The 12,307-nt window shown below is 32.7% G+C and carries 15 protein-coding genes; 5 read left to right on the top strand and 10 right to left on the bottom strand.

Translation table 11 applies throughout. The features are described from left to right. Positions 1 to 378 carry a hypothetical protein gene (locus PXD56_RS09455; protein WP_276493089.1) on the bottom strand — a complete coding sequence of 126 codons (378 nt, stop codon included), beginning with the start codon at positions 376 to 378 and terminating at the stop codon, positions 1 to 3. Between the two features lie 70 nt (positions 379 to 448). Next, the gene (locus PXD56_RS09450) at positions 449 to 805 is read right to left on the bottom strand and encodes a helix-turn-helix transcriptional regulator (RefSeq protein WP_276493088.1); all 357 of its coding nucleotides are present in this window, start codon (positions 803 to 805) and stop codon (positions 449 to 451) included. A 260-nt stretch (positions 806 to 1,065) separates the two neighbouring features. Between PXD56_RS09450 and PXD56_RS09445 the strand changes: the two genes are divergently transcribed. The 3 genes from PXD56_RS09445 (at position 1,066) to PXD56_RS09435 (ending at position 3,371) form a co-directional block, all read left to right on the top strand. Continuing rightward, positions 1,066 to 2,169, top strand: coding sequence for a M14 family metallopeptidase (locus PXD56_RS09445; RefSeq protein ID WP_276493087.1), 1,104 nt, complete (start codon positions 1,066 to 1,068; stop codon positions 2,167 to 2,169). A gap of 116 nt (positions 2,170 to 2,285) precedes the next feature. Then, a complete protein-coding gene (locus tag PXD56_RS09440) occupies positions 2,286 to 2,765 on the top strand; it encodes an Lrp/AsnC family transcriptional regulator (RefSeq protein WP_027066901.1) in 480 nt (159 codons plus the stop codon). 84 nt (positions 2,766 to 2,849) lie between these two features. After that, positions 2,850 to 3,371, top strand: coding sequence for a DinB family protein (locus PXD56_RS09435; protein ID WP_276493086.1), 522 nt, complete (start codon positions 2,850 to 2,852; stop codon positions 3,369 to 3,371). Here PXD56_RS09435 and PXD56_RS09430 read toward each other — a convergent pair. Then, entirely contained in the window at positions 3,368 to 3,697 is a 330-nt protein-coding gene (locus tag PXD56_RS09430; protein ID WP_276493085.1) for a hypothetical protein, read from the bottom strand. The genes PXD56_RS09435 and PXD56_RS09430 overlap by 4 nt on opposite strands. Before the next feature lie 108 nt (positions 3,698 to 3,805). Continuing rightward, positions 3,806 to 4,867 carry a 3-dehydroquinate synthase gene (gene aroB / locus PXD56_RS09425; protein WP_276493084.1) on the bottom strand — a complete coding sequence of 354 codons (1,062 nt, stop codon included), beginning with the start codon at positions 4,865 to 4,867 and terminating at the stop codon, positions 3,806 to 3,808. Between the two features lie 110 nt (positions 4,868 to 4,977). Here aroB and PXD56_RS09420 point away from each other — a divergent pair, with 110 nt between their 5' ends. After that, entirely contained in the window at positions 4,978 to 6,144 is a 1,167-nt protein-coding gene (locus tag PXD56_RS09420) for a proline dehydrogenase family protein (RefSeq protein ID WP_276493083.1), read from the top strand. Between the two features lie 7 nt (positions 6,145 to 6,151). On the opposite strand, the gene PXD56_RS09415 is transcribed toward PXD56_RS09420, so the two are convergent. From PXD56_RS09415 to porX, 6 genes are all read right to left on the bottom strand, one after another. Next, a complete protein-coding gene (locus tag PXD56_RS09415) occupies positions 6,152 to 6,541 on the bottom strand; it encodes a DUF4258 domain-containing protein (RefSeq protein WP_276493082.1) in 390 nt (129 codons plus the stop codon). 71 nt (positions 6,542 to 6,612) lie between these two features. Next, on the bottom strand, positions 6,613 to 7,812 hold the full coding sequence (locus tag PXD56_RS09410; RefSeq protein WP_276493081.1) for an alanine dehydrogenase: 1,200 nt from the start codon (positions 7,810 to 7,812) through the stop codon (positions 6,613 to 6,615). An 80-nt stretch (positions 7,813 to 7,892) separates the two neighbouring features. Beyond that, positions 7,893 to 8,519: a hypothetical protein gene (locus tag PXD56_RS09405; protein ID WP_276493080.1), complete on the bottom strand. Its 627-nt coding sequence runs from the start codon at positions 8,517 to 8,519 to the stop codon at positions 7,893 to 7,895. Positions 8,520 to 8,661: 142 nt separating this feature from the next. Then, positions 8,662 to 8,793, bottom strand: coding sequence for a hypothetical protein (locus PXD56_RS09400; protein WP_276493079.1), 132 nt, complete (start codon positions 8,791 to 8,793; stop codon positions 8,662 to 8,664). 220 nt (positions 8,794 to 9,013) lie between these two features. Then, positions 9,014 to 9,427: a tRNA (adenosine(37)-N6)-threonylcarbamoyltransferase complex ATPase subunit type 1 TsaE gene (tsaE, locus tag PXD56_RS09395; RefSeq protein WP_276493078.1), complete on the bottom strand. Its 414-nt coding sequence runs from the start codon at positions 9,425 to 9,427 to the stop codon at positions 9,014 to 9,016. Between the two features lie 10 nt (positions 9,428 to 9,437). Next, positions 9,438 to 10,982 (bottom strand): T9SS response regulator signal transducer PorX, encoded by a 1,545-nt coding sequence (gene porX / locus PXD56_RS09390; protein ID WP_276493077.1) that lies wholly within the window; start codon positions 10,980 to 10,982, stop codon positions 9,438 to 9,440. 86 nt (positions 10,983 to 11,068) lie between these two features. On the opposite strand from porX, the gene PXD56_RS09385 reads away from it, so the two are divergent. Next, positions 11,069 to 12,298 (top strand): HD domain-containing protein, encoded by a 1,230-nt coding sequence (locus tag PXD56_RS09385; RefSeq protein WP_276493076.1) that lies wholly within the window; start codon positions 11,069 to 11,071, stop codon positions 12,296 to 12,298. Positions 12,299 to 12,307 lie beyond the last annotated feature (9 nt).

Below are 12,307 nucleotides of genomic sequence, written 5' to 3'. Positions count from 1 at the left end.
TTAGTTGGTTTTAATTGCGGTTCCGGTTTTAACTATTAATTTTTTATTGGGGTCTTTTACTGCGCTTTTATATTGAAAGGTGTATGAAGAATCTGTTGTGCTTATAATTTTATAATGTATGGCTACTTTGCTATTAATATCTTGTAAAACGAATTCGCAATCATTGAACCAGCGTACTGTGGAGCTATCTATTTTGTTTTCATAATAGTCTACGCTGTAATCTTCGGTTCTTGTAAACCTTCCTTCTTTAGTTATATCGCCAACTTCATATGTAAACTTAAATGAGCCGGTCTTGTATTTTTCACAATCACGTTCAGGTTCATAACAAGACCCAAGAATTAGGCATAGTGCCATGGTAAAAATTATATTTTTCATCATGCTGCAAAATAAAGAAAATAGGAAAGAAGTAGTTATAAAAAGAGAAGAATAGTGCTATGTTATGTTGGTTTTAAAACTCGGTATATGTTTTAAAAGTTCCGTCACTGTAAAACATAATTATGCGTTCCAAGCTTCTGTCTTTACTATTTTCTCCTCTTTCTATTTTAGTTTTTTTGGGTTGGGTAGTAGGGGTGGTTTCGGTTTTAGGATAGCTTCCCTTACCGTATAATAGCCATTGTAAATCAACCTCGGGAAAAGCATCGTTTACCTTCATGATGAATTCTAAACTAGGTTTGTTTCTTCCGTTCAATAGGTGAGAAATGCTAGATCGTTGTACATCAATTAAATCTGCAAACGCAGCAGAGGAAAGTTCATTGTGCGCTAAAATTGTCTTTAATCTTTTAAGAAAAGAAGTGGGGTCAAGCATGTTTACAAAGTTAATCTATTCTTTAATTCAGAATTGTTAATCTTATTTTTATTGCTGATTTATTATAAACTTATATTGAATATATACTTTAAATTATTAATTGTAAAATACTGAATAATAGTATTCTAATTTATTTACACTGTGATTTGTTAAAATTGTAAACAATGAGCCGTAATAGTATTACGTTATTAAATAAATCTAAGTTTACAATTGTAAACTACGCCTGTAGTATTTTTGTATTTTATAAAAGATGTTTGATAATGAAGGAATTGAATTATAATAAAATATGTGTTTCAGAAATTTCTGGAAGATATATAAATTACGACCACCTGAATGAATTTTTAAATGCGCTACCCGAAGATTTTAAAATTAAGGTAGAAGGTAAATCTGTACGCAGTGAGTCTATTAAAAGTATTGAGTTTGGAAATGGATCTCAGCGTATTTTAATGTGGTCTCAAATGCATGGTAATGAATCTACAACCACTAAGGCTGTAATAGATTTATTGAATTATTTGAAACATGACAATTTAGAAGTAAATGAAATTTTGCAGGCATGTACTATAAAAATAATTCCTATTCTTAATCCTGATGGTGCTCGTGTGTATACCAGGGTGAATGCAAATAGAATTGACCTCAATAGAGATGCACAAGAACTAACACAACCTGAAAGCCGTGTATTAAAAAGAGTATATGAAGATTTCAAACCTGATTTTTGTTTTAATCTACATGATCAAAGAACTATATTTAATGTTGGCAATACTAATAAACCGGCAACGGTTTCTTTTTTGGCACCGGCCTTTGATGTAGAACGCAACAATTCACCTTCACGTGAAATTAGTATGCAACTGATAGCTGCTATGAATAGTAAGTTACAAGAAGAAATTTCTGGACAGATTGGAAGATATGATGATGCATTCAATACCAATTGTGTTGGTGACGCATTTCAAATGAAGAAAACACCAACTATATTATTTGAAGCAGGTCATTTTAAAGATGATTATCAGAGAGACATAACTAGGGGGTATATTTTTAAAGCATTGTTAAAAGCTTTGCAAACAATAACGTATAATCAAATTAAGGAATATACGGTAACGGACTATGAAGCTATACCGGAAAATGGAAAACAATACGTAGATATTTTAATTATTAATACGGATTTTGCTGCGAACAAACTGACAAAGGACGAGATTGTGGCTATACAATACAAAGAGGTGTTAAATGATGCTCAGCTTAAGTTTGTACCAAGTTTACATACGTTCGAAAAAGAACCAGTCGAGATATTTGGTCATAAAACCTTGAATTGCAATGATGAAAAAGATATTGAATGGCTAAAAAGTAATGACTTGTTGAATCTACTTGTGTGATTTTTGTTGTTTAATTTCTTTGAAATAGTGAAATTGTTTACGGTTTCATTAAAAAAAATGAAGTTTCAATGAATTTAATGTGATTATTTTTTATTTTTGGCAAAAATTGTACAACTATGGGTAAAGTCAAATTAGACGAAATAGACCACCAAATTCTGGATATGTTGATTGACAACACCAGAACTCCTTTTACTGATATTGCAAAGAAACTTCTTATATCTGCCGGTACGGTACATGTAAGAGTAAAGAAAATGGAAGAAGCAGGAATCATAAAAGGTTCTTCGCTTACTTTAGATTATGTAAAGCTAGGTTATGCTTTTATTGCTTACGTTGGTATTTTTCTTGAAAAAACTCACCAAACGAAATTTGTTTTGGAACGTTTAAATCAAATACCTAACGTAACCATTGCACATATAACTACAGGTAAATTCAATATTTTCTGTAAAATTAGAGCAAAAGATACTACACATGCTAAAAACATTATCTTTAAAATTGATGATATAGATGGTATTAGCAGAACAGAGACAATGATTTCATTAGAAGAAAGCTTCAACGATAAAAAACGTTTGATGCATACTATCTTCAATGAGTTATAAATAAAGTTAATTAACTAACTTAAAAGAAGCCCGGTTATATTTTATGATTGGGCTTTTTTAGTTGAAAATATTTAAGTTTTTAGAATGAGGGTTAAAGATTTACAAGAAGACGAATTACAATTTTTTTATAGTACTTATTTAAAAACTCTTGATGAGCAAGAAGAACTGAAATCTGCTTTATTAAAGGGTCGAAAAAGTATAGAAGACTTAGTACATGGTTTAACCGATGAACAACTTCTGTTAAGCTACGGAGAGGGAAAATGGACAGTTGCTGAAGTTTTGGTCCATATAATTGATACTGAACGTGTGTTTCAGTATAGAGCATTTAGAATTTCTAGAAATGATAAAACCCCTTTACCGGGTTTTGATCATAATATCTTTGTGTTAGAGAGCAAAGCTAATCAACGTACTAAAGAAGATATTTTAGCTGAATACCTGAATGTTCGTGATGCATCAATAAGTTTGTTTGATGCAATGCAAGATGAAAACCTTAGACGTGTAGGAACTGCCAGTGGTATTCCATGGTCAGTTGCTGCATTGGGCTTAGTAATTAGCGGACATCAAAAACACCACGAAAATATACTGCAAGAGCGTTATTTTAATTAATCGAGCTCCTCTTCGGTTTCTGTTTCAAAATTAAGATAAAGAGCTTTGGTCATATCTTCTGAATTCATAACTTCTTCCGGAGTTTTTGATTCTAGCTCTTTTTCAATGTTCTCTTCAAAGTTTGCTATGAAGTTAGAAAGGCTTTTACTTATTTTAACTAGGTATAAAGTGTCGTTGGTTTTAATTTCAACAGCTTCTACAAAATCTCCTTTGATGTTTTTAAATGATATGATGTCTTCATCACCATATCCATGAGGATATGTTTCTATCAAAAGGGCAGCTAATTGGTGGTCTAATTTACGGTAATCTATAAGGCGTCGTGTCATAACTATTTTATTTATAGTAAGTTGTAATTATCTATAACTAAACTAGTCATTATACTTACATCTCATATTATAGAGTTGTGAAAGTACTGTTTTTGGTAGGTGAAGTTTTTAAACTTTGTAGTAAGCGAATGCTTCAGTGAATAATTCAACAGGAATTTCAACATCAACTACGGGTTCTCCAATAGCTTTTAAGAGTACAAAGTTTACTTTTCCGTGAGAATTTTTCTTATCGTATTTCATCAACTTTAAAATACTTTCAATATCATTATTGGAAAACTCAACTTTATCATATTTATCTAAAAAAGTAGATTTAATATCATCTAAAGATTGTTTTGATAGTCCAAGAAGTTTATGAGATAGATACCCTTCTAAAATCATGCCTACTGCAATTGCTTCGCCGTGCAATAGCATTTCTTTAGTTTCACTCTCTAAAAAGTAAGATTCTACGGCGTGACCAAGTGTATGACCGTAATTTAAAATTTTGCGTATGTTCTGTTCCGTAGGATCTTGCAATACAACTTCATTCTTTATTTGAATTGATGTGAGAATATGATTTTTCATATCCTCTAAATTTTCAGCTTGTTTCAATGCTTCCCAATAGCTGTGATTTTGAATGAGTCCGTGTTTTAGCATTTCGGCATAACCGCTAATTACTTGTCTCTTTTCAAGTGTGTCAAGAAAATCTGGAACTACTAGTACCATTACAGGTTGGTTTATGACACCTATTTGATTTTTTAAAGCACCAAGGTCTACGCCGGTTTTGCCGCCAACAGAAGCATCAACCATAGATAGTAGGGTAGTGGGTACATTAATGAAATCAATACCTCTCTTAAAGGTTGAAGCTATAAAACCGCCCATATCTGTTAGGACTCCGCCTCCTAAGTTGATCATAATGCTTTTACGGTCAGCTCCTAATTCAGACAAAGCTTCCCATACACCAACACAAGTTTCAATATTTTTATTGATCTCGCCCGATTCTATTTCAATAATTTCAAATTGATATTCACCATTTATCTCTGCCATAAAATTTGGCAAACAAAGTTCGTGTGTGTTCTCATCAACCAGTATAAAAACTATAGAATATTTTTTATCGGCTAAATGAGCATTTAAAGCTTTAAAGGCTTCTTCTTTAAAATGTACTGCGTAAGAATCTGAAATTATAGAATCCATTGAAAAGATGGCTTTTTGTGTTTACAATTCTACCGCAAAATAAAGGTTATTTTTAGTCTTAAGATTATAAAATCTGTGATTATATTTGATCGTTATAGAAATTATAAAGAATGGACCAAATTTTTGAAAATACTGCAACAGCATTTGCCTTGAAAACTGATTCGGAATTAGAAAGAGCTTACTTTCTTTTTAAAATGATTTCCAATGAGCCGTTAGTAAAAATGGGTTCGGTAATTACCAATTTTGCATTTAAAGCGCATTTACCAGTTGAAAGTTTAATAAGAGCTACTGTTTTTGATCACTTCTGTGGAGGTGTGAACGAACGTGACTGTTTACCTGTTGTAGATCGTATGTGGGAAAAAGGAGTGTGTTCTGTACTTGATTATTCTGTTGAAGGCAAGGAGGAGGAAGACCCTTTTGATGCGGCTACAGAAATCATTTTAACGATTTTGGATTTTGTAAAGGAGAAAGAAGCTATACCGTATGCTGTTTTTAAACCAACGGGGTTTGGTCGTTTTGCTCTTTATCAAAAAATTAGCGAAAAGAAAGCACTTACTAAAGCTGAAGAAGCAGAATGGCGGCGTGTAATTAATAGATTTGATAAGGTTTGTAAGAAAGCGCATGATTTAGAGGTTTCTTTATTAATTGACGGGGAAGAAAGTTGGATGCAAGATGCCGCAGATAATTTGGCTGAAGACATGATGCGTAAGTATAATAAAAAAAAGCGTATTGTTTTTAACACTCTGCAAACATATAGATGGGATCGTTTGCCGTATTTAAAATCATTGCATGAGCGTGCCGTAAAGGATGGGTTTTTAGTGGGTATGAAAGTTGTGCGCGGTGCCTACATGGAAAAGGAAAATGATAGAGCAAAAGAAAAAGGCTATACTTCTCCAATTTGTAAAACAAAGCAAGAAACTGATGATAATTTTAATGCTACTGTTGCATATATGATCGATCATTTAGATACACTTTCAATATTTTCTGGTACACACAATGAAGAAAGTTGTTATCGATTAATGCAATTGATGGAGGATAGGGGGATTGCAAAGAATAATACCCATATTTGGTTTGGACAGTTGTACGGTATGAGTGATCATATATCTTATAACTTGGCTGCTAATGGATATAATGTGGCTAAATATCTGCCATTTGGACCTGTACGTGATGTTATGCCTTATCTAATTAGAAGGGCTGATGAAAATACATCTGTTGCCGGGCAAACAAGTAGAGAATTGTCCTTATTGAAGAAAGAAAGAAAACGCAGAAAAATGTAATTAGAATTTATTCTCTTTCAACTTTTTGAATGGTAGCTTTTTCTCTGCAATTTCTAACAGTAAAAGTATAATCTCGTTCCTTGTAGTCAGACTCTATAATGTATGTTTTACAGGGAACGGATTTTGTATCACTTTTGCTAAAATCAACATCACCTTCGGTTAAGATATACGTAACGGCTATAGAATCTAATTCAAACTCTTGAAGCTTTTGTTTTGCTTCGTCACTATAGTACATAGATTTTGAGCGAATGTCTTTTAATGTTCTGCAGTCTGGTAGATAACAAAAATACACTCCCGTTTCTTGAGATTTTTTCTTTAAGAAAAAAGTTAGAAATACAATACCAATAGATAATCCTACCAAGAAAAAACCTAACCTTTTTATAAAATCCGCATTCATACTTTACCAATCATTAAGACTGCGAAATTATGCCTTTTATTATGGATAGAAAAAGTATTGCTATGCCTATTCTAGAAAATTAAAAAATTAATATCGCTGTATTGTAAATCAAACCATTCGCCAACAGACTTATTGGTTAAAATGCCATGATACATATAAAGTCCGTTACGTAGACCTTTATCAAATCTAAGTGAATTTTCTAAACCACCATCTTCACCTATTTTCAATAAGTACGGAGTAAAAATATTGCTAATACTTACTGATGCTGTCTTTGGGTATCTTGATGGTATGTTAGGTACACCATAATGAATGACATCAAATTTCTTTCTAGTGGGTTTATTGTGGTCGGTTATTTCACTGGTTTCAAAACATCCGCCTGTGTCAATACTTACGTCAATTATGACAGCGCCTTTTTTCATGTGTTCCACCATAGTACTGGTTACAACAACTGGAGATCTGTCTTTACCACGAGTTGCACCAATTGCGACATCACATCGTTTTAAAGCTTTTAATAGATTTTTTGGTTGAATGGTAGAAGTATAGACCGTTTGTTTTAAGTTGGTCTGTATATTTCTAAGTTTGGTTATAGAATTGTCAAATACTTTTACGTTTGCTCCAATACCAATTGCGGAACGTGCTGCAAATTCACCTACTGTACCTGCGCCAATAATAACAACCTCTACAGGTGGTACACCACTGATGTTTCCAAACATTAGTCCGTTACCATTATTATTAGCTGCCATTAATTCTGCGGCAATTAAAACAGATGATATGCCGGCAATTTCACTAAGCGATCGTACTGCAGGATATTTCCCTTCCTCATCACGAATGTATTCAAAGGCAATGGCGGTAATCCGTTTTTTTGCCAATTCTTCAAAATACTCCTTGTATTGTGTTTTTATTTGAAGCGCAGATATAATTGTTGTTTGCGGATTTATATATTCTATTTCTGTTAGCGTAGGTGGTTCTACTTTTAGAATTAACGGACAGGCAAAAACCTTCTTGGTATCTCTTGTTATTTCCCCGCCTGCAGTTACGTAATCTGCATCTGAGTAATGGGCGCCTTCACCTGCTCCAGATTCTATTAAAACTCTATGTCCGTTTGCTGTTATGGCATTGACGGCATCAGGGGTAAGGCAAATCCTTTTTTCTTGGTATTGATTTTCTTTTGGAATACCAATAAATAATTCTCCTTTTTGACGTAAAACTTCTAGGGTTTCCTCTTGCGGAATTAATTGTTGCTTACTAAAAGGGGAGGTGGGTTGATTCATAACTTATTAATGAGTTGCTCAAATCATTGACTTGAAACTCAAATGTACAATTTTTAAAGAAATCAATGAATTGTACTTATTTATGATGAAGACTTAGATTTCATATGAAACAAGCTTTGTATACGATCTTGTATATGTTTGAAAATCTTTTCTAGGTTCCCTGTTGAAAGTTTAGTTTCAATATCCTCTGAAATGGTAGGCATATTAAAATTACCTTCAGTATCTAAGTTGTCTTTAACTTTTTTTTTTGAGGTATTTAAATCTTTTTCTTTTAGTTCTTTCAACTCAGCATCCATTGCTTCTAAATCAATTCCTAAAACATATTTGTCATACAATTTAATTCTCAAAAAGTAAACAAACGGAATAATTATGATACAGATAGGTAGCAGCCAAAGCAGATTTTCTGTATCAATGTCGTTATCGTAGTTGTATAGCACTTCAAAAATTTGAAAAGCATACATAGCGATTGGTATAAGAATGATATGATACCACCAATTTTTTACAGTAAGGAACCAAAAAATCAATAAATATAATGGGACTATTTTGCCCATCATAAACCATATGAAAGTAGAAACATCTGCAAATCCATGGCTTTCTATAGTCATACCTAGTATGGTTAAAGAGCTATTGTTAGCCTCGGGAATATATTCGTAAAGCTTATATAAAAAGGGAGATATAGCTATAAAGAAAACCATTATGGATTCCATAAGAATTTTTCTTTGAGCTTCCTTATTTTTAATCTTGCGCGCCATTAATAATTATCTATAGACTTTTAACGACGTGATTAAGGAAAAAGTATAAAAAAGGACGTATTTGAATACGTCCTTTTTCAAAAGGAAAAAATCTAAATTAAATTTTTTCCTTTAATTTTCTTTTATCTATTCCAACTTGTTGATTATCAATGTCAATAATCGGTGCAGTCATTGCTAATAAAAATACGCCTAAAGCGATTGAAGCTAGTAATGTTTTTTTGTTTTTCATTTTCAAGGGATTTTTGGTTATACTAAATATTTAGTTTGTCCTACAAACGTAAGAAAAAATATACAACTAAATTCCCTTTTGTCGTTAAAATTATGTACTTAAACCGATTTTTTGTGCATTTTGTCGAATTTTTGGTTTTTCATCGAAAAAATGCAATAAATATTTATTCAGAATGATGTTTCGCTAACATTACCAGGTAATTGTTTTTTACGGAAGGTTATTATTGTGAGAGAATTAGCTTTCTAGTAGTTTCATCTAAGATCTCAATAGTAATATTTTGAACTTCCTTAGGTAGCAGACTGGGAATTTTTTCCGGCCATTCCATAAAAACCCAAACACCAGAATCTAAGTAATCGTCAAGCCCCATGTCCATAGCTTCTTCTTCGTCTTCTAATCGATAAAAATCGAAATGATAGCCCAGTAATTCCCCCGATTCTAAAGCATATTCGTTGACGAGTCCGAAAGTAGGGCTGCTAACATTATCCGTACTACCTAATTCCTTTATCAATGTCTTAATTAACGTAGTTTTTCCTGCACCCATAGGAGCATAAAAAGCTAGGGACTTACTGCTGGTGTGTTCAATGATTTGCTTTGCAACATTTCTTAATTCACTTTCTTGATAAATGAACTCCATCTTTCATAAATTATTTAGGTTCCAAAACTACAAAAGGAATTATCATTTCCTCTAAAGAAACACCGCCATGTTGGTAAGTATTCCGATAATAACTTACATAGTGATTGTAATTATTAGGGTATGCAAAAAACAAGTCATTTTTAGCGAAAATATAAGAGCTACTCATGTTAATGCTTGGCAAGTGAATTGATTTTGGGTCTTTTGCGGCTAAAACATCATTCTTTTCATACGTTAGACTTCTACCGGTTTTGTAGCGCAAGTTTAAGCTTGTATCTCTATCTCCAACAACCTTAGAGGGTGATTTTACGTTTATGGTTCCGTGGTCTGTTGTAATAATTAACTTCATTCCCAAAGTTTGTGCTTGTTGAATGATTTCTAACATTGGTGAGTTCTTGAACCAACTGGTAGTCAGTGACCGGTAAGACTTGTCATTAGATGCCAACTCTTTAATTACTTCCATTTCTGTTTTTGAGTGTGAAAGCATATCTACGAAATTGTAGACAATTACCGTTAAGTCGTTATACTTTTGTCCTTTAAAATTTTGACTAAGGTGTTTACCTTGTTTTAAGCTGCTAATCTTATGGTATTCCCACTTTAAATGTAACCCCAATCTCTTTAATTGGGAGCCTAAAAATTTATCTTCAAATAAGTTTTTACCGCCTTCGTCTGTATCATTTTTCCACCATTCTGGATATTTCTTTTCCATGGCAAGCGGTGTTAATCCAGAAAATATGGCATTACGTGCATATTGTGTAGCCGTTGGTAGAATACTATAATAAGAATCTTCCTTTTTCTTTTTGTAGAATGTGTTCACCGTATCTTCAAAAGCGTACCATTGATCGTAACGTAAATTGTCAACTACTATTAATAGTGTTTTTTGGTCTTTAATTTCTGGAGCTATCCATTCTTTAAATAAGGTATGAGACATTACCGGTGCATCTATATCCGTAAACCAATCTTCATAATTACGTTCCACAAATTTTCCGAATTGTTGATTTGCTTCTGTCTTTTGAGATTCCAATATTTCAAACATACCGCTGTCCTCAATTTCTTCTAACTGCAATTCCCAATAAATAAGCTTCTTATATAATTCTGCCCATTCTTGGTAAGTGTTTACCATAGAGAGATCCATTGCAATTTTTCTGAATTCTTGCTGATAGTTACTAGTAGTTTTTTCTGAAACTAATCTTGAGTGGTCTAAATTCTTTTTTAAGGAAAGTAAAATCTGGTTAGGATTTACTGGTTTTATAAGGTAATCTGCGATTTTAGAACCAATGGCTTCTTCCATTATAGATTCTTCTTCACTTTTGGTAATCATAACTACAGGTAAAGAATTATCTATAATTTTTATTTCTGAAAGTGTTTCAAGTCCAGATATACCGGGCATGTTCTCGTCTAAAAAAACGATATCAACCCTTGTTTCCGCTAACTCTTCTAAAGCTTCTTGTCCACTTTGGCAGGTGATTACACTATAGTTCTTAGATTCTAAAAAGATGATATGTGGCTTGAGTAGATCAATTTCATCATCTACCCACAATATTTTTATTTTGTTCATTGAATTATTATTTGACAATAATCAAATTCTATGCTAATGCTTTTGTATAACTTTGAAATGTTAATTCCAGAAAAGACGACGTTATCTTGAAGACATCAAACAAATTGAAAATTTTTAATGACCCAATTTACGGATTTATCCGAATTCCCAATGCGCTCATTTTTGACCTCATTGCAGATCCTTACTTTCAAAGGCTTCGTAGAATCTCACAAATGGGCTTATCTTATTTAGTATATCCAGGTGCACATCATACAAGATTTCATCATGCTTTAGGTTGTATGTATTTAATGCAGAAATCTATTCAAGTGCTTCGTTTTAAAGGTGTTGAGATAACCGAAACAGAAGAAGAAGGGTTATTATGTGCTATACTTTTGCATGATATTGGTCACGGTCCTTTTTCTCATGCTATGGAGCATAGTATTGTAGAAGGTGTAAGTCATGAGTTTATTTCTCTTCAATTTATGGAAGAACTTAATGGTCGTTTTAACGGAAGTTTAACGGAAGCCATTTCCATATTTACCGGTAATCATTCAAAAAAATTCTTAAATCAATTGGTATCTAGTCAGTTAGATATGGATAGGTTAGACTATTTAAAAAGAGATAGTTTCTATACAGGTGTTGCTGAGGGCAATACAAACGCAGAGCGATTAATTACTATGCTGAATGTAGTTGACGGTAATTTAGTAATTGAAGAAAAAGGCATTTATTCGGTAGAGAAGTTTCTAATGGCACGCCGTTTTATGTATTGGCAAGTTTATCTTCATAAGACTGCAGTTGTAGCAGAGCGTTTGCTGATTAGTATTTTAAAGCGGGCTCGTTTCTTGATTGAAAAAGGTGAAACTTTAAATTCTAGTGAGGCTTTACATTTTTTTCTGACACACCATATAGACATTAATAATTTTGATAATGAGACCTTGGCAAGATTTGCCAAACTTGATGATATTGATATTCTGGCAGCTTTAAAAGAATGGCAATTTTCTAACGATTTTGTTCTGGCTTCTTTATGCGAGATGATTATCAATAGAAAACTACTTCATATCAAAGTAAAAAAAGAACCTATTAGCGATAGCAAGTTTTTAATGCACTTAAACGGAGTAAAAAACCAGTATAATCTTACAGATGAAGATGCATCGTATTTTGTCTTTAAGGGCGAGCTTAAAAATAAAGCTTACGATAGGCAACATCAGACTATCAACATTTTAAGGAAAAATGGAAAGATTACCGATGTTGCCAAATTATCTGACCACCTTAATTTAAATGCGCTTTCAAAAACGGTAACCAAATATTATATGTGTTATCCTAAAGAAGGGGTTTAACAATTTTTC

The sequence above is a fragment of the Maribacter zhoushanensis genome (assembly GCF_029350975.1).
Lineage (GTDB): Bacteria > Bacteroidota > Bacteroidia > Flavobacteriales > Flavobacteriaceae > Maribacter > Maribacter zhoushanensis.
The sequence above is the reverse complement of the archived record's forward strand: the minus strand, read 5'-3'. Positions and strand labels throughout refer to the sequence as shown.